The sequence below is a fragment of the Caulobacter sp. GW821-FHT11A05 genome, assembly GCF_058809015.1.
Window position 1 is genome coordinate 111,285 of the sequence record NZ_JBXASF010000001.1, and the last position, 17,439, is coordinate 128,723.

The following is a 17,439-nucleotide window of genomic DNA, read 5'->3' on the forward strand; positions in this document are numbered from 1 at the left end:
GCTTCGTAACCTTGTGTCTTAAAGCCCCGTTTACCAACCACCCGGTAAATCCTGCCTAGCGAACCCGGCAGAAGCGGGCGTTGGTGTCGTTTCGGGAACGGGAACCCAGGTGGACAGGTTTCTAGGCGCGTTAAGAGGTGCGGGGCTGGTCCGACTGCTGGTCATGGCCGGCGTCGGCGTCGGCCTGCTGGCGGCCATCATCGCCCTGACCACCGGCTTCATGACCCAGCCCAAGCAGCTGCTCTATTCCAACCTCGACCTCAAGGAAGCCTCGGAAGTCACCGCGGCGCTCGACCAGGCCGGCATCAAATATGAAGTGAAGGGCGACGGCTCGACCATCTATGTGAACCGCGACGAGGTCGCCTCCACCCGCCTGCTGGTGGCCGGCAAGGGCCTGGTGACCTCCGGTTCGGTCGGCTACGAGATCTTCGACCAGGGCTCGGCCCTCGGCCAGACCGACTTCGTCCAGCAGATCAACAACAAGCGCGCCCTCGAGGGCGAACTGCAGCGGACCATCAAGGGCCTGCACGGCGTCACCGACGTGCGCGTGCTGCTCAACATCCCCAAGCGCCAGCTGTTCGAGGACGAGGCCGGCAATCCGACCGCCTCGGTCTCGATCATGGTCTCCGGCCGCAAGCCGGGCCAGGAGCAGGTGCAGGCGATCCAGAACCTGGTGGCCGGCGCCGTCGACGGCCTCAAGCCCGAGAACGTCGGCGTCGTCGACATGAAGGACGGCAAGACCCTGGCCGCGCTGGGCCAGGGCGGAGCGCTGGGGGCCATCGCCGACGACCGCAAGGCCCAGATCGAGCGTGACCTGGCCGAACGCATCCGCCAGCAGGTCGAGGGCGTCGTCGGGGCCGGCAAGGCCCGGGTCGAGGTCAGCGCCGACATCGACATGGCCCAGGTCACCGAGCAGAAGAAGACCTTCGATCCCGACGGTCAGGTCATCCGTTCCGAACAGACCACCGAAGAGGCCACCGAGGAGGGCTCCTCGCCCAGCAGCGATATCGTCACGGCCGGCTCCAACATCCCGGCCGGCGATACCACCAACCCCGCCTTCCTGCCGACCAACAAGAACACCTCCAAGGGCGCGTCGACGGTCACCAACTACGAGATTTCCGAGACCACCCGCACCGAGATCCTGGCGCCCGGCACGATTCAGAAGCTGAGCGTCGCCGTCGCCGTCGATGGCGCCACCGGTCCGGGGGCCGGCGGCAAGACCGGTCCCTACACCGCCCGCACGCCCGAGGAGATGGCCAAGCTGGACGAGCTGGTGAAGGCCGCCGTCGGCTTCAACCCGGGCCGCGGCGACGTGGTCAAGGTGGTCAACGTCCGCTTCGCCCGCGACGCCGCCCTGGAAGGCGACGGCAAGGCCGGCGGCATGTTCAGCTTCGACAAGAACGACATGATGCGCTTCGCCGAGCTGGGTCTTGGGGCCATCGTCGTCCTTCTGCTGATGTTCTTTGGCCTGCGCCCCCTGCTCAAGACCCTCGGCCAGCCCGGCGGAGCGATGCCGATGCTGGCGGTGGCCGGCGCCCCGGCCGGCCGCGGCCCCGTGGCCGGCGACGCCGCCCAGCTGCAGATGCAGTATGACCCCGCCACCGGCGAGATGCTGGCCCTGCCCAGCGAGATGGACCAGCGCATCGACATCGCCCGCATCGAGGGCCAGGTGAAGGCCAGCAGCGTCAAGCGGGTCAGCGAGTTCGTCGACAAACACCCGGAGGAATCGGTCTCCATCCTCCGCAGCTGGCTGCATGAGACCACATGAGCCGGGGACCCAAATCCAAGGCCATCACCGACCCCGCCCGGCTGAACGGCCCGGAGAAGGCGGCCGTCGTCATGCTCGCCCTCGGCGAGGACCACACCCGCATCTGGGGCTCTCTCGACGACGAGGAGATCAAGGAGGTCTCCCAGGCCATGGCCAGTCTCGGCACCGTGGCCGCCAGCGTCGTTGAGGAACTGCTGCTCGAGTTCGTCTCGGGCATGAGCGGCTCGGGCGCCATCATGGGCAGTTTCGAGCAGACCCAGCGCCTGCTGTCCACCTTCATGCCGCCCGAGAAGGTCGACAACCTGATGGAGGAAATCCGCGGTCCGGCGGGTCGCACCATGTGGGACAAGCTGGGCAACGTGAACGAGGCGGTGCTCGCCAACTATCTGAAGAACGAGTACCCCCAGACCGTCGCGGTGGTGCTTTCCAAGATCAAGGCCGACCACGCAGCGAGGGTGCTGACCTGCCTGCCCGAGGACTTCGCCCTCGAATGCGTCCAGCGCATGCTGCGCATGGAGCCGGTGCAGCGCGACATCCTCGACAAGATCGAGCAGACCCTGCGCGTCGAGTTCATGTCCAACCTGGCGCGCACCTCCAAGCGCGACAGCCATGAGCTGATGGCCGACATCTTCAACAATTTCGACCGCCAGACCGAGGGCCGCTTCATCGCCGCCCTGGAAGAGCGCAATCGGGAATCGGCCGAGCGCATCCGGGCCCTGATGTTCGTCTTCGAGGACCTCTCCAAGCTCGATCCGGGCGGGGTGCAGACCCTGCTGCGGGCGGTCGAGAAGGACCAGCTGGGCCTGGCCCTGAAGGGCTCCTCGGACGCCCTGCGCGAGATGTTTTTCTCCAACATGTCCGAGCGCGCCGCCAAGATCATGCGCGAGGACATGGAGAGCATGGGCCCGGTGCGCCTGAAGGACGTCGACCAGGCCCAGATGGCCATGGTCCAGGTGGCCAAGGACCTGGCCGCCAAGGGCGAGATCATGCTGGCCGGGGCCGGCGGCGACGATGAGCTGATCTACTGATGACCAGCACACACCGCCCCTTCCAGTTCGACACCGAATTCGACGACGCCGGAGCGGTCGCCTACCAGCCGCCGCGTCAGAAGCGCACCTTCACGCCCGAAGAGGTCGAGGAGGCCCGCGCCGCCGCCTACGCCGACGGCGAGCGCTCGGCCCTGGCCCAGGCCGAGATGGCGCTGGCCCAGGCCATGGACCGCATCGCGGACGCCGCCCGCCTGGGCCTGGGCGCCCTGGCCCAGGTGGCCCACGCCCACCGCTCCGACAGCACCGCGCTCAGCATGGCCGCCGCCCGCAAGATCGCCGACAGCGCCCTGGCCAAGTTTCCGGAAGCCCCGGTTACCGCCGCCCTCGAAGCCCTGGCCCGCGAGGTCGAGGCCAGCCCGCGCCTGCTGGTCAAGGTGGCGCCGGAAGCCCAGGAACGGGTCCAGGCGGCCCTCGACGGCATGGCCGCCAGCCTCGGCCACGCCGGCCGCATCGAGGCCCGCGCCGAGCCCGGCATGACCCCGGCCGCCTTCATCCTCGACTGGGGCGATGGCCGCGCCAGCTTCGATCCCGTCGACGCCGCAAACCGCATCCAGGTCGCTCTCGACCAGGCTCTGGCCGCCGAAGGCCTGCACGCCGAACCCCTGATTCCACCGGAACATACCCATGGCTGAAGACAACCTGACCCTCGAGGAGTTCTCGTCCGACCATCCGCTGGCCACCGACGCGGCGGTCGACTTCGATGACAAGACGGCCGGCGATCTGGCCCCGGTCTTCGACGTGCCGGTCAACATCTCGGCTGTGCTCGGCCGCGCCCACATGTCGGTCGCCCAGCTGTTGCAGCTGGGCCAGGGCAGCGTGCTGGAGCTGGACCGCAAGGTCGGCGAGGCCATCGACATCTACGTCAACAACCGCCTGGTGGCGCGCGGCGAGGTCGTCGTCGTCGACGACCGCCTGGGCGTGACCATGACGGAAATCATCAAGGACGGCGACACGACCAACTGATCGGTCCTTTCGTCTGTAGGAGAGTAGTTATGCGGCTTCTGGTCGTCGGAAAATTGAACGGACAGCTGTCCCTCGCCGTGAAGATGGCGATGAACACCGGGGCCAAGGTGGCGCACGTCGAGACCGTCGCGGCGGCCACCCAGGCCCTGCGCGCCGGCCAGGGCGCGGACCTCCTGATGGTCGACTACGAGCTCGACATCGCCGGCCTGATCGCCGCCAACGAGGCCGAGCGCATCCGCGTGCCGGTGGTCGCCTGCGGGGTCGGGGCCGACGCCCAGCGGGCCGGTGACGCCATCCGGGCCGGGGCCATCGAGTTCATCCCCCTGCCGCCGGAAGCCGACCTGATCGCCGCCGTGCTGGCCGCCGTCTCCGACGACAACCGCCCGATGGTGGCGCGCGACCCGATCATGGAGACGGTGATCAAGCTGGCCGACCAGATCGCGCCGTCCGATGCCTCGATCCTGATCACCGGCGAAAGCGGCGTCGGTAAGGAGGTGATGGCCCGTTACGTCCACACCAAGTCCAGGCGCTCGTCCAAGCCCTTCATCAGTGTCAACTGCGCCGCCATCCCCGAGAACCTGCTGGAAAGCGAGCTGTTCGGCCACGAGAAGGGCGCCTTCACCGGCGCCGTGGCCCGCCGGGTCGGCAAGTTCGAGGAGGCCGACGGCGGCACCCTCCTGCTCGACGAAATCAGCGAGATGGACGGCCGGCTGCAGGCCAAGCTGCTGCGCGCCATCCAGGAGCGGGAGATCGACCGGGTCGGCGGCTCCAAGCCGGTCAAGGTCAACATCCGCATCCTGGCCACAAGCAACCGCGACCTGGCCCAGGCCGTGAAGGACGGGACCTTCCGCGAGGACCTGCTCTACCGCCTCAACGTCGTGAACCTGCGACTTCCCCCGCTTCGCGAACGCCCCGGCGACATCGCCGCCCTCTGCGATCACTTCCTCAAGAAGTACGCCAAGGCCAACGGCATGCCCGAACGCCCGCTGTCGGCAGAGGCGCGCCGCCGCCTGGCCGCCCATCGCTGGCCGGGCAATGTGCGGGAGCTGGAAAACGCCATGCACCGCGCCGTGCTGCTGTCGACCGGTCCGGAGATCGAGGAGTTCGCCATCCGCCTGCCGGACGGCCAGCCGCTCAGCCCCGCCCCCGACGTTGCCGTCGCCCGCGGCGCCTCCATGGCCGCCGAGGCGGTCAGCCGCACCCTGGTCGGCCAGACGGTGGCCGAGGTCGAGCAACAGCTGATCCTCGATACCCTGAGCCACTGCTCGGGCAACCGCACCCATGCGGCGACCATCCTCGGAATCTCGATCCGCACCCTGCGCAACAAGCTGAAGGAATACGGCGACGCCGGCGTCGCCGTGCCGCCGCCCCAGGCCGGTCTCGGGTCCAACGCCGCCTAGCGAGTAAACCATGAGCGACGCGTCCCCCATTTCGCGCACCAACCCGGTCACCCTTCGTCAGGTGTGGGGCTGGGTGGCGCGTGGCGACGTCGGCCTGGCCATCGGCATCGTCGGCATCATCGTGCTGCTGATCCTGCCGATCCCGCCGTTCCTGCTCGACTTCCTGCTGACCCTGTCGGTGACCAGCAGCATCCTGATCCTGATGACCGCGCTGCTCATCAAGCGGCCGCTGGAATTCACCGCCTTCCCGACCGTACTCCTGGTCACCACCCTGTTCCGGTTGGGGCTGAATCTGGCCTCGACCCGGCTGATTCTCAGCCACGGGCACGAGGGCACCGGCGGGGCCGGCAAGGTCATCGAGGCCTTCGGCCACATGATGATGAGCGGCAACTTCATCATCGGGGTGATCGTCTTCGCCATCCTGATCCTGGTGAACTTCGTCGTCGTCACCAAGGGTTCGGGCCGCATCGCCGAGGTCGCCGCCCGCTTCACCCTCGACGCCATGCCCGGCAAGCAGATGGCCATCGACGCCGACCTGTCCTCGGGCCTGATCGACCAGGACGAGGCCAAGAAGCGACGCAAGGAGCTGGAGCAGGAGAGCACCTTCTTCGGGGCCATGGACGGCGCCAGCAAGTTCGTGCGCGGCGACGCCGTGGCCGCCCTGGTGATCACCGCCATCAACATCGTCGGCGGCATCCTGATCGGGGTGATCCAGCACAAGATCCCGATCGGCGACGCCGCCAACAGCTACACCATCATGACCATCGGCGACGGCCTGGTCAGCCAGGTGCCGGCCCTGATCGTCTCGATCGCCGCCGGCCTGCTGGTCTCCAAGGCCGGGGTCGACGGGGCCGCCGACAAGGCGTTGGTCACCCAGCTGGCGATGAACCCGGTGGGCCTGGGCATGGTCTCGGCCGCCGCCGGCATCATGGCCCTGATGCCGGGGATGCCGAAGATTCCCTTCGTCGCGGTCGCCATCGCCACGGGCTATCTGGCCTGGCGAAGGGCCCAGAACGCCAAGCTGCCACAGCCGGTCGACGTCTCGACGCTGCCGGTCGCCGCCGAGGCGGAAGAGGAGCCGATCAGCCAGTCGCTGGCCATCGACGACATCAAGATCGAGCTGGGCTACGGCCTGCTGACCCTGATCAACGACCTGGACGGCCGCAAGCTGACCGACCAGATCCGCGCCCTGCGCAAGACCTTGGCCAGTGAGTTCGGCTTCGTCATGCCGTCCGTGCGCATCCTCGACAACATGCGCCTGCCGACCCAGGGCTACGCCATCCGCATCAAGGAGATGGAGAGTGGGGCCGGTGAGGTGCGCATCGGCAACCTGATGGCCATGGACCCGCGCGGCGGTCAGGTCGACATCCCCGGCGAGCATGTGCGCGAACCGGCCTTCGGCCTGCCGGCCACCTGGATCGACGACGGGCTGAAGGAGGAGGCCACCTTCCGCGGCTACACCCTGGTCGACCCGGCCACGGTGCTGACCACCCACCTGACCGAGATCCTCAAGGACAACATGGCCGACCTGCTGTCCTACGCCGAGGTCCAGAAACTCCTCAAGGAGCTGGGTCCCGAGCAGAAGAAGCTGGCCGACGAGCTGATCCCCTCGGTGATCACCGCCTCGACGCTGCAACGCGTCCTGCAGGCGCTGCTGCGCGAGCGGGTGTCGATCCGCGATCTGGGCACCATCCTGGAGGGCATCGCCGAGGCCGCGCCGCACACCGCCTCCCTGACCCAGCTGACCGAGGCCGTTCGCGTGCGGCTGGGCCGTCAGCTGTGCTGGGCCAATCGCGGCGAGGACGGGGCCCTGCCGATCGTCACCCTGTCGCCCGACTGGGAGCAGGCCTTCGCCGACAGCCTGATCGGGGCCGGCGAGGAGAAGCAGCTGGCCATGGCGCCGTCCAAGCTACAGGAGTTCATCAAGGGCATCCGCGAGGCCTTCGAGCGCGCCGCCCTGGCCGGCGACGCCGCCGTGCTGCTGACCAGCCCCATGGTCCGCCCCTATGTGCGCTCGATCATCGAACGCTTCCGGGGCCAGACGGTGGTGATGAGCCAGAGCGAGGTCCACCCGAAGGCGAAACTGCGCACCGTGGGGATGATCTGATCCCGGTGACTGTCCTCCGGCGTAGCCGGATGACTGTCACCGTCGCCGCTGGACGGTGACAGTCGCGCTTCGCGGGACAGTCACCGGAGCCTAGCCGGCTTTCGACCGCCGCCAGCGGCGAAAGCCGAAGATGGCGACCCAGACCATCGCCGCGATCACCGCCGCCATCGAGGCGAGGTTGGCGATGTCCATCGGCGCGAACAGCCAGATGGCGGCATGGGCCAGCCCGGCCAGCACCAGGGACCAGCCGGTGACCCGCTTGATCGCCTGGCCATCGGCCGTGCGTCCGTCCACGCCCTTGGGGATGGCATTGGCCATGATGGCCAGGGCCAGGCCGATGACCGCCATGGTCACCCGTGTCGCCTGGTCATGGCTGATCCAGTCCAGGCGGACGGCGGCGGTCGCCGCCAGGGCGGCGCCGATCTGCAGGGCGGCCAGCCCCAGGCTGTGTTTGATAGAGAGGGTCATGACGTCGTCTCCGGAGCGTCTGGCTCGGTGGCTTCGGCGGGCGCGCCGAGGCCAAAGGTGTTGGCGAAACCCATCAGCGCCTCTTCCAGCACCGACAGTTTCAGATGGTAGATGATCAGCTTGCCGGCCTTCTCGGTGTGGACGAGGTCGGCCTCGCGAAGCACCGCGAAATGGGCCGACATGGTCGGCTTCGACACCGCGAAATGGTCAGCCAGATCGCCGGCCGTCATCGGCCCGGCGCGGAGCAGCTGCAGCACGCGCCGGCGAGTCGGATCGGAGAGGGCCTTGAACACGCTGCTCATGACTCGACGTTTAGCTAATCGTCGAATCGTTGTCAATGTGGGTGCTGGTGAGCGGCCGCCCCGTCCCCACCCGCTATCGTCATCCTAGGGCTTGTCCCTAGGCTCCCGGGTTCAGCCGCGACAAGCCCATGCCCTGGAGGCGCGGCCGCGCCTCCACCCCACCGTGAGAGATAGCGGATAGCGAGATCCTAGGGACAAGCCCTAGGATGACGGTAGCGGGGAGGGCGGACTAAGGCTCCTAGTCCAGCCGTGGCAAAACCCGCCGCGTCGCCGCGCGATACGCCTCGACCGCCAGCACATGGTTCAGCGCCGGCAAAATCCGCTCCAGCGGCGCGGCCCGCATCTCATCGTCCACGTACGATCCGAACTGCTCGAACCACGCCGCATGCGCGCCCTTCAGCCGGTCGGGGATGAACTTCCCCGTCGCCTGCAGCAGCCGCAAATGGTCGTAGATCTTCTGTTCGGCGAACCCGACGCCAGGCGCCGGGGTGTATTCGAAGTCGACCAGGGCGAAGGCCTTATGTCCCGGATCGGCCAGCACATTGCTCAGCGAGGCGTCCATATGGGCCATGCCGACCTCGCGGTGCAGCCGGTCCAGCGCCGTGCTGGCCTGCGACAGGTAGGCCCAGACCTGGTCCGGTGACTGCAGCGCCGCCGAGGTCAGGGTGGCGTAAGGCAGGTAGGCGCAGAGGATGGCGTCCTCAGCCCGCCAGATCGGCTCGGGAGCCAGGCCGATGCTGGCGGCGCGGGCCAGGGCGACATACTCGTGGTCGAGGCGCCGCGCAGGCTCCTCGATCTGGAACGGCATGCCGGGCGGCGGGGTCGGCCGCTGCTTGAAGGGATTGACCAGCCGCAGCACAGCCACCTGTTTGCCGCCGGCGAAGACGTCGTAATTGCTGTCGTGGCCGAGGTTGCCGCGTTCCTTCAGCCGCACCGGCGATCCGATGACCCCCTCGATCAGCGCCTGCACCGCCTCGCGACGGTCCTTCAGGGCGGCCTCCGCCTTGCGGGCCCGCCACCAGCGCTTGAGCTTCCTCACGTGCCCATCTCCGCCCGTATCGCTTCCAGCCGCTGGTACAGCGCCTCGCGCTCCTCCGGCGTGAAGTAGAGGTTCAGGTGGCCCAGCGCCTCGGCCTCGTTGTCGGTCGAGTGCAGCGGGTTGTGGCGGGTGTGCAAGCCGGTGGCCTGCGAGAACTTGTCCCGCAGGCCCTTCTTCATGAACTGCCGGCCGTTGAAGACGAAGGGATGCGGCTGCGCCTCGTTGCCCTGGGCCGGCAGCGGATGGCGGTCGAAGACGATGACCGCATGCACCGGCGGCCCGCCGCGCTTCCACTTGCCGCCGCGGATCTTGGAGTTGGTCTTGAGCCGGGTCAGCCAGGGAATCTCCTTGTCGACCAGGATCTCGTATTGCTCGGCCAGGGCGCCCAGCAGCATCTTCGCCTGGCCCCGGGCCGAGGCGATGCGGCGGATGACGAACAGGTTCATCTCCCCGGCCGGCTCGTTGCCGACCTCGGCCAGGAAGCGGCTCTTCACATGGCGCTGGAAGTCGTTGACCAGGATGGCCGCAAGCTGGCGATAGGGCACGGCCATGCCTTCGCGTTTAAGCCGCTCATGGAAGGCGGTCAGGGTCAGCGGGAAGTCTTCGCCGCTGCGGGCCATCAGGTCCCGCAGCTCCGGCACGTACTTGCTGCCTTCGGAAGCGGCCGGGTCGAGCCGGTCGATCTTCGAGCGCTCGGCCTTGTGGTAGGCGATGTGGAAGATCAGGCCGAGCAGGTAGGCCTTGGGCTGCGGGACCCAGAACCGCCCCTCCAGCCGCTCGCGGCTGTCCAGCAGCAGATTGGCCAGTTTGGGCGGATAGTAGGCCAGCCCCTGGTAGGCGCCCTTGGCCGATCCCGACAGGTCATAGAGGTCGCATTTGACCCCCTGCATCTTCGAATAGCGGCCGTATTTCGCGCTGATGCGATCGAGGGCGTCGTCATCGACCAGCAGGTCGACGTCGTCCTTGCCGCCTCGCACGGGCCAGCCCTTCAGAAAGGCCGGGGCGTTGCGCAGCACCACATAGCGGATGCCCTGGCTGTCCATCCAGCCGAGGAATTCGTCCATGTCGGGGGCGTAGAGTCTCATGCGCGGGAACGTCTCTATAGGGATTGAATCGACGCGGGAAGGCGGTGCGGCGCTCGAAAAGTCGGGAACGCTTCGCCCAGTTTGGGGTTCTGCTTGGGCTGGGGGCGCAACACGAGCCTGCATGGGCGCGTGGTTCCAGTTGACGCACGCTCGTCCCGAACGGTCGCAGGACCAAGGGGGGCGCGCCCTGAGGAGTTTGCGATGCCCAAGACCCTTGCCACCCTGTTGCTGGCCTCCGCCGCCGCGCTGAGCCTGTCCACCGCCGTCTTCGCCCAGACCCAGCCCGCCACCCCGCCCTCGGCCCCGCCGCCGGGCGAAGGCGCCAAGCCGGGCGCCGTTCCCAAGGGTCAGCAGCCGCCGGTCATCGACCCGGCTGAGGTGCCTGCCACGCAAGGCGACACCGTCGCCCCGCCGGCCGCCGCGCCGCCCGCGCCGCCGTCCGGCGTCGTGCCGGCCACCCCCGCCACTCCTGGCGTCGCCCCGGCCACGCCGGCCAGCCCCGCCACCGGCGGCGTGACCCTGGTCAACGGGACCTCCGTGAAGGACTCGCAAGGCAATGTCGTCGGCACCATCGAGAAGGTCGGGACCGGCTCCAACGCCGGCGAGGTCACCCTGGCCATCGACGGCAAGAAGGTGACGGTGGCCCAGAGCGTGCTGACCGAAACCGGCGGCGCCGTGGTCTCCAGCCAGACCAAGGCCGAACTCCTGGCCCAGGCCGACACCAAGAAGAAGACCAAGAAGAACTAGCGCCTTCTGGCGTCCAGGAACCGCGAGGCCTCCGTCCCACCGGGCGGAGGCTTTTGCTTTGTGCCTGGAGCCCGTCCGGGCGGCGGAGCCGGGCCCACTTCCGCCTGATGGGCTCTTGCCAACCGCCGTTCTCCGTGTTGATCTCTTGATTGAGTGTTCAACTAAGGGCTTGGAGCATGGTCGGCGGCGCCGAACCCACCCGTGAGCGGATCCTGTTCGCGGCGATGACCCTGTTCTCCGAGAAGGGGTTCAACACCACCTCGGTGGCCGACATCCTCAAGGAGGCGGGGGCCAACAGCGGCAGCCTCTACCACTTCTTCCCGACCAAGCAGGACGTGCTGCTCGCCGTCCTGGAGATGTACCGCGACGGCATCTACCCGATGCTGCTGGCCCCGGCCTGGGAGGGCGTCGACGACCCCATCGACCGGGTCTTCGCCCTCCTGGCCGCCTACCGCCGCATGCTGGTCGACACCGACTGCCTGTACGGCTGCCCGATCGGCTCCATCGCCCTGGAGCTGCACGAGCCCGACCCGCCGGTGCGCGAGATGCTGTCGGTCAACTTCGACGGCTGGGCCCGCCATGTGAAGGGCTGCCTCGACCAGGCCAAGGACCGCCTGCCGCCCGGAACCGACACCAAGCGGCTGGCCATCTTCGTCCTGACCACCATGGAGGGCGGGGTGATGCAGTCGCGCACCCACCGCACCCTGGAGGCCTTCGACGCCTCCATCGCCTCCCTGCGCGACTATTTCGACCGGCTGGCCGTCGCCGCCGTCGCCGACGCTGAACGGGAGACCGGAACATGAAGACCCTGCTCGCCGGCCTGACGGCCGCGCTGACGCTGACCACCGCCGCGGTCGCGGCCGAGAAGCCCGCGCCCAAATGGAGCGACTTCAAGGGCGTCGAGAACTCGAGCTTCGTCGAAGCCAACGGCCAGCGGGTGCTGCAGCTGTCCATCCTCGTGCCCGCCAGCTCCGACAAGGTCTGGGAGGCGCTGAGCACCGAGGCCGGCTGGAAGACCTGGGCCTCGCCGACCGCCTTCATCGACCTCAAGGTCGGCGGGGCCATCGAGACCAACTACACGGCCGGCAAGGCCAAGGGTGATCCCTCGAACATCATCAACCGCATCGAGGCCTATGTGCCCGGCCGGCTGCTGGCGATCCGCAACATCCAGGCCCCCAGGGGCTTCTTCTCGACCGACGCCTTCGGCCAGACGGCGACCATCCTGGAGCTGGTCCCGATGGCCGAGGGGAACACCCGGGTCATCCTTTCCAATGTCGGGTACGGCCAGGGGGCCGACTTCGACAGCGTCTACAAGCATTTCGAATGGGGCGACGCCTACACCCTGGCCGAACTCCGCAAACGCTTCGAGACCGGCCCCGCCAACTGGGGCGCCACGGCTCAGAAGGAGAAGACGGCCGACGCCGTCGACACCATGAAGAAGGGGGAGTGAGATGAACCGACAGGCTTTGATCCGCGCCACATTGATCGGCACGGTGCTGCAGCTGGCGATGGTGATCGCCGGCCACTTCGTGCCCGCCATCGCCGCCCTGTTCGCGGTCGGCGGCATGCTGATCTCGCTGGTCGCCGGGGTGCTCTACGCCCGGGCCGCCAAGGGCGGCTGGGGCGACAGCCTCGTCGGCGGCCTGATCGCCGGCGGCGTCTGCGCCTTCATCGGCATCCTGGTCAGCTACCTCCTGAAGGACGTCACCGTCGACATCCTCTGGATGGGCACGGCTGGCTCGGCCATCGCCGGCCTGGTTGGCGGGGCCATCGGCAAGCTGGTCTTCGCGCGGTAGTTGGGGACAGGTTGCCGCGCCTCAGCGCGGCTACCTGTCCCCGGTCAGCGCAACCGGTTGAAACGACGCCGGCCCAGCCGTCGGCGCAAACCGGGGACAGGTAGCCCGCCTGGGGGCGAGCAACCTGTCCCCTTAGTCCTGGAACGGGTCTCGCAGCAGGATGGTGTCATCCCGCTCGGGGCTGGTCGACAGCAGGGCCACCGGGGCGCCGATCAGTTCCTGGATGCGGCCGACGTACTTGACCGCGTTGGCCGGCAGGTCCTTGAAGCTGCGCGCGCCGGCGGTGCTTTCGCTCCAGCCGAGCAGGTCCTCATAGATCGGCTCCACCGCCGCCTGGTCGCGCAGGCCGGCCGGCAGGTAGTCGATTTCCTTGCCGTGCAAACGGTAGCCGACACAGACCTTCAAGGTCTCCAGCCCGTCGAGCACGTCCAGCTTGGTCAGGGCGATGCCGTTGATGCCGTTGATGGCCACGCTCTGGCGCACCAGCACAGAGTCGAACCAGCCGCAGCGGCGGCCACGGCCGGTGTTGGTGCCGACCTCGCGCCCGACCACGGCCAGATGCTGGCCGACGGCGTCGTTCAGTTCGCAGGCGAACGGCCCCTCGCCGACCCGGGTGGTGTAGGCCTTGACGATGCCCAGCACATAGCCCGGCCCCTGCGGCCCCATGCCCGAGCCCGCCGCCGCCTGGCCGGCCACGGTGTTGGAGGAGGTGACGAACGGATAGGTGCCGTGGTCGACGTCGAGCAGCGCCCCCTGCGCCCCCTCGAACAGGATGCGCTTGCCGGCCCGCCGCATCTCGTCGAGCAGCTTCCAGGCCGGCCGCGCGTAGGGCAGCAGCTTCGGCGCCAGGGCGATCAGTTCGTCGAACATCGCCGCCGGATCGGCCTCGGGCAGGCCCAGGCCCCGCCGCAGCGGGCCGTGATGGCTGAGCAGCCGCTCGATCTTGGGTTTGAGCGATTCCGGATCGGCCAGGTCGGCGACGCGGATCGCCCGGCGGCCGACCTTGTCCTCATAGGCCGGGCCGATGCCGCGCCCCGTGGTGCCGATCTTCTGGCTGGAGGCGGCCTCGCGGGCCTGGTCGAGGTCGCGGTGCAGTGGCAGGATCAGGCAGGCGTTGTCGGCCAGCACCAGCACTTCGGGGGTGATCGTCACCCCCTGGCCGGCGATGCCCTCGATCTCGCCCAGCAGATGCCAGGGATCGACCACCACGCCGTTGCCGATCACCGACAGCTTGCCCTGGACCACGCCCGACGGCAGCAGCGCCAGCTTGTAGACCTTGCCGTCGATGACCAGGGTATGGCCGGCGTTGTGGCCGCCCTGGAAGCGCACCACCACCTCGGCGCGGTCGCACAGCCAGTCGACAATCTTGCCCTTGCCCTCGTCGCCCCACTGGGCGCCGACCACGGTGACATTGGCCATGGGGTACGATCCTCCACCCGCCAGGAGACTTCAGCGCGCCCTTCGACGGGGCTCGGCGGGCTGAAGGGGATCGCGATGGGCGCCCCCCGAGGGAGCGCGGCGGCTGTGTAGCGGCTCAGGCGCGGTTGAACAAGACCACACCGGTCAGGATGGCGGCGTACTGCACGCCCGCGCCGGCCAGCACGAAGCCGTGCCAGATGGCCCGCCGGTAGTGCAGGCTCTTGCGCACATAGAAGATCACCCCGGCCGAATAGACCAGGCCGCCGATCCCCAGCAGGATCATCCCGGCCAGCGACACCGCCGCCACCATCGGCCCGATGGCGATGATCACGATCCAGCCAAGCGCCAGGTACAGCGCCACCCAGAACCCCTTGCCCAGACCGGGAAGGAACAGCTTGCCGACCACCCCGCCGGCCGCCAGCAGCCAGACCGCCAGGGTCATGCCGATCGACCAGGCGCCGGTCAGGCTCTGGGTGGTGAAGGGGGTGTAGCTGCCGGCGATCATCAGGAAGATGCCGGCGTGGTCCAGCCGCCGCAGGAACGGCCGGTGCTGCGGCGTCGACATGTTGTAGGCGACCGAGAAGCTCAGCATCAGCGCCAGGCAGATGGCGTAGACCGCCACGGCGAACACCTGGCCGACCGTGCCGAAGCCGATCGACAGCCCGAACAGCGTGCCGCCCCCGGCGATGGCCAGGATCAGCCCGACGATATGCACCCACTTGTCGGCCGCCCGGGCCCCGGCGCTGGGGTAGTGCTCGGCGTCGTGGAAGGGCTCGGCGGTCATGGCCCGAAAGAAGCGAAATCCGCCGCCGGGGTCAATGTTCCTCCCGTTGGCGTCGGGGGAGGTGGCAGCGGCGAAGCCGCTGACGGAGGGGGTCACCGCGAACGTTCGCGACCACGCTGACCCGACCGCCGGTGGGGACCCCCTCCACCACGCGCTACGCGCGCGGTCCCCCTGCCCCGAGAAGGGGGAGGACTAATGCACATGACTCTGAGAATCATTCCTAATAATCTTGACCCCCGATTTCACCGGCGCTACCACCCCTCTCGCTTCTGCGAGTCATTCGCATTGTTGATCCACGCCGAGGGGGCGTCATGCACAAGAGTTTCCGCCGGTCGGCCCTGGCCGTTTCCCTGCTGGCCCTGGCTGTCGCCGCGCCGGCCTTCGCCGCCGACGACGCCGCCGATGTCGACGCCACCGAGGTGTCGCCGGTCAGCGTCATCTCGACCCGCACCGAAAAGGCGGCCGAGGACACGCCCGCCACGGTCAGCGTCATCACCGCCGACCAGATCGACGAGCAGCTGGCTACCGACATCAAGGACCTGGTCCGCTACGAACCCGGCGTCATCGTCCGCACCAGCCCGGCCCGCTTCGGCGCGGCGCTGGGCACGGCCGGCCGCGACGGGAACAGCGGCTTCAACATCCGCGGCCTGGAAGGCAACCGGGTGCTGATCCTGGTCGACGGCGTGCGCACCCCCGACGCCTTCAGCTTCGGGGCCCAGAACGTCGGCCGCGGCGACTTCAGCGACCTGGGCCTGATGAAGCGGGTCGAGATCCTGCGCGGCCCGGGCAGCGCCCTCTACGGCAGCGACGGCGTCGCCGGCGTGGTCAGCTTCACCACCAAGGACCCGGTCGACTTCCTGCGGAACGGCCGCAGCTTCGGCCTCCAGGCCCGCGCCCAGTACAGCTCGGCCGACGAGGGCGTCTCCACCGGCCTGGTCGGGGCCGGCCAGGTCGGCGACTGGAGCCTGATGCTGGCCTGGAACCACCGCGACGCGTCGGAAACCGAGACGCAAGGCGGCAACAACAGCTTCACCTCGGCCCGCACCGCCGCCAACCCGCAGGACATCACCTCCGACGCCGTGCTGGCCAAGATCGTCTTTGCGCCCAACGACCACCACAGCTTCCGCCTGACCGCCGAGACCTTTGAGCGGGAGGTGATCACCGAGGTGCTCAGCGGCCGCAGCGGCACGGTGCTCGACCTCGACGGCGACGACACCACCACCCGCGACCGCGTCTCCTTCGACTGGCGCTACAGCGGCGAGGGCGCCATCGCCTCGGCCTTCGTCACCGCCTACTGGCAGGACGCCACGACCGAGCAGTTCACCGCCGAGGACCGCAACCCGGCCGTCGACCGCACCCGGCTCAACACCTTCGATAATCGCGTCTGGGGCCTGACCGGCGAAGCCCATTCGGCGTTCGAGACCGGCGCGGTCGGCCACCGCCTGGTGTTCGGCGCCGACCTGTCGGTCACCCGCCAGGAAGGCGTGCGCGACGGCGCCGTGCCGCCGTTCGGCGAAACCTTCCCGACCCGCGCCTTCCCCAACACCGACTACACACTGGCGGGGGCCTACATCCAGGACGAGATCGTGCTGCTGGACGGCAGGCTCAGCCTGTTCCCAGCCCTGCGCGCCGACTACTACGACCTCGATCCCAAGGCCGACGCCAGCCTGCCGGCCGGCTTTGTCCCCAAGGGCCAGAGCGACAGCCACCTGTCGCCCAAGTTCGGCGCCGTGTGGAAGCTCGCCCCGGGCTGGAGCCTGTTCGGAAACTATGCCGAGGGCTTCAAGGCCCCGGCCCCGTCGCAGGTCAACAACAGCTTCGTCAACCTGGGCTCGCTCTACACCTCCATCCCCAACCCGGATCTCAAACCCGAAACTAGCCGCACCTTCGAGGCCGGCGTCCGCTGGTCGAACGAGCGGGTCTTCCTCGGCTTCACCGCCTTCACCGGCGACTACGACGATTTCATCGAACAGGCCCAGGTCGGCGGCAGCTTCACGCCGGGCGATCCGGCCATCTTCCAGTACGTCAACATCGGCAGCGTCGAGATCAGCGGCTGGGAAGTCACCGGTCGCGCCGACCTCGGGGCCGGCTTCAGCGCCAACCTGGCCGCCGCCTGGGCGGAAGGCGACGGGACCAGCGGCGGAACGACCACCCCGCTGGCCAGCATCGAGCCGTTCAAGATCGTCGCCGGTCTGACCTGGCGCGAGGACGGCGGCCGGTTCGGCGGCCAGCTGAACCTGACCCATGGGGCCGGCAAGGGCGAGGACCGCACGGGGACGACCTGCGCGCCCAGATGCTTCGTCCCCGGCCAGTACACCACCGCCGACCTGACCGGCTGGGTCGCCATCGGCGATGTGGCGGTGATCCGGGCCGGGGTCTTCAACCTGACCGACGAAAAATACTGGAACTGGAGCGACGTGCGCGGCCTGTCGACCACCTCGGTGGTCCGCGACGCCTACACCCCGCCCGGCCGCAACTATGGCGTCTCCCTGACGCTGCGCTACTAACGTCC

17 protein-coding genes are annotated in these 17,439 nt (G+C 68.6%); 11 read left to right on the top strand and 6 right to left on the bottom strand.

The features are described 5' to 3' along the window. Positions 1–163 precede the first annotated feature (163 nt). The 6 genes from fliF to flhA are packed head-to-tail and all read left to right on the top strand — an operon-like array spanning position 164 to position 7,287. Positions 164–1,768, top strand: coding sequence for a flagellar basal-body MS-ring/collar protein FliF (gene fliF / locus AC1RSK_RS00540; protein ID WP_492904549.1), 1,605 nt, complete (start codon positions 164–166; stop codon positions 1,766–1,768). After that, the gene (gene fliG, locus AC1RSK_RS00545; RefSeq protein ID WP_492904551.1) at positions 1,765–2,796 is read left to right on the top strand and encodes a flagellar motor switch protein FliG; all 1,032 of its coding nucleotides are present in this window, start codon (positions 1,765–1,767) and stop codon (positions 2,794–2,796) included. Before fliF ends, fliG begins: the two co-directional genes overlap by 4 nt. Beyond that, positions 2,796–3,449: a FliH/SctL family protein gene (locus AC1RSK_RS00550; protein WP_492904553.1), complete on the top strand. Its 654-nt coding sequence runs from the start codon at positions 2,796–2,798 to the stop codon at positions 3,447–3,449. Before fliG ends, AC1RSK_RS00550 begins: the two co-directional genes overlap by 1 nt. After that, positions 3,442–3,780 (top strand): flagellar motor switch protein FliN, encoded by a 339-nt coding sequence (fliN, locus tag AC1RSK_RS00555; protein WP_492904555.1) that lies wholly within the window; start codon positions 3,442–3,444, stop codon positions 3,778–3,780. Before AC1RSK_RS00550 ends, fliN begins: the two co-directional genes overlap by 8 nt. A 29-nt stretch (positions 3,781–3,809) precedes the next feature. Continuing rightward, positions 3,810–5,180, top strand: a complete 1,371-nt coding sequence (gene flbD, locus AC1RSK_RS00560; protein ID WP_492904557.1) for a sigma-54-dependent transcriptional regulator FlbD — start codon at positions 3,810–3,812, stop codon at positions 5,178–5,180. Between the two features lie 10 nt (positions 5,181–5,190). Next, a complete protein-coding gene (flhA, locus tag AC1RSK_RS00565) occupies positions 5,191–7,287 on the top strand; it encodes a flagellar biosynthesis protein FlhA (protein ID WP_492904559.1) in 2,097 nt (698 codons plus the stop codon). A gap of 90 nt (positions 7,288–7,377) precedes the next feature. Here flhA and AC1RSK_RS00570 read toward each other — a convergent pair whose 3' ends face one another. From AC1RSK_RS00570 to AC1RSK_RS00585, 4 genes are all read right to left on the bottom strand, one after another. Further along, positions 7,378–7,755: a hypothetical protein gene (locus AC1RSK_RS00570; protein ID WP_492904561.1), complete on the bottom strand. Its 378-nt coding sequence runs from the start codon at positions 7,753–7,755 to the stop codon at positions 7,378–7,380. Continuing rightward, positions 7,752–8,057, bottom strand: a complete 306-nt coding sequence (locus AC1RSK_RS00575) for an autorepressor SdpR family transcription factor (protein ID WP_492904563.1) — start codon at positions 8,055–8,057, stop codon at positions 7,752–7,754. Before AC1RSK_RS00575 ends, AC1RSK_RS00570 begins: the two co-directional genes overlap by 4 nt. A 238-nt stretch (positions 8,058–8,295) precedes the next feature. Continuing rightward, positions 8,296–9,096 (bottom strand): protein kinase family protein, encoded by an 801-nt coding sequence (locus AC1RSK_RS00580; RefSeq protein WP_492904565.1) that lies wholly within the window; start codon positions 9,094–9,096, stop codon positions 8,296–8,298. Beyond that, positions 9,093–10,181 (bottom strand): hypothetical protein, encoded by a 1,089-nt coding sequence (locus tag AC1RSK_RS00585; RefSeq protein ID WP_492904567.1) that lies wholly within the window; start codon positions 10,179–10,181, stop codon positions 9,093–9,095. Before AC1RSK_RS00585 ends, AC1RSK_RS00580 begins: the two co-directional genes overlap by 4 nt. Positions 10,182–10,382: 201 nt before the next feature. Here AC1RSK_RS00585 and AC1RSK_RS00590 point away from each other — a divergent pair, with 201 nt between their 5' ends. The 4 genes from AC1RSK_RS00590 to AC1RSK_RS00605 all read left to right on the top strand — a co-directional run bounded on the left by AC1RSK_RS00590 (position 10,383) and on the right by AC1RSK_RS00605 (position 12,724). Further along, complete coding sequence (locus AC1RSK_RS00590; RefSeq protein WP_492904569.1) at positions 10,383–10,928, top strand: hypothetical protein; 546 nt, start codon at positions 10,383–10,385, stop codon at positions 10,926–10,928. Positions 10,929–11,104: 176 nt separating this feature from the next. Next, entirely contained in the window at positions 11,105–11,731 is a 627-nt protein-coding gene (locus AC1RSK_RS00595) for a TetR/AcrR family transcriptional regulator (protein ID WP_492904571.1), read from the top strand. Then, positions 11,728–12,378 (top strand): SRPBCC family protein, encoded by a 651-nt coding sequence (locus tag AC1RSK_RS00600; RefSeq protein ID WP_492904573.1) that lies wholly within the window; start codon positions 11,728–11,730, stop codon positions 12,376–12,378. Before AC1RSK_RS00595 ends, AC1RSK_RS00600 begins: the two co-directional genes overlap by 4 nt. Before the next feature lies 1 nt (position 12,379). Next, the gene (locus tag AC1RSK_RS00605) at positions 12,380–12,724 is read left to right on the top strand and encodes a hypothetical protein (protein WP_492904575.1); all 345 of its coding nucleotides are present in this window, start codon (positions 12,380–12,382) and stop codon (positions 12,722–12,724) included. A 132-nt stretch (positions 12,725–12,856) separates the two neighbouring features. Here AC1RSK_RS00605 and AC1RSK_RS00610 read toward each other — a convergent pair whose 3' ends face one another. Together AC1RSK_RS00610 and trhA are read right to left on the bottom strand one after the other, a co-directional pair. Then, entirely contained in the window at positions 12,857–14,143 is a 1,287-nt protein-coding gene (locus AC1RSK_RS00610; protein WP_492904576.1) for an adenylosuccinate synthase, read from the bottom strand. 115 nt (positions 14,144–14,258) lie between these two features. Then, the gene (gene trhA / locus AC1RSK_RS00615; RefSeq protein WP_492904578.1) at positions 14,259–15,023 is read right to left on the bottom strand and encodes a PAQR family membrane homeostasis protein TrhA; all 765 of its coding nucleotides are present in this window, start codon (positions 15,021–15,023) and stop codon (positions 14,259–14,261) included. A 215-nt stretch (positions 15,024–15,238) separates the two neighbouring features. Between trhA and AC1RSK_RS00620 the strand changes: the two genes are divergently transcribed. Further along, entirely contained in the window at positions 15,239–17,434 is a 2,196-nt protein-coding gene (locus AC1RSK_RS00620; RefSeq protein WP_492904580.1) for a TonB-dependent hemoglobin/transferrin/lactoferrin family receptor, read from the top strand. Positions 17,435–17,439: the final 5 nt, after the last annotated feature.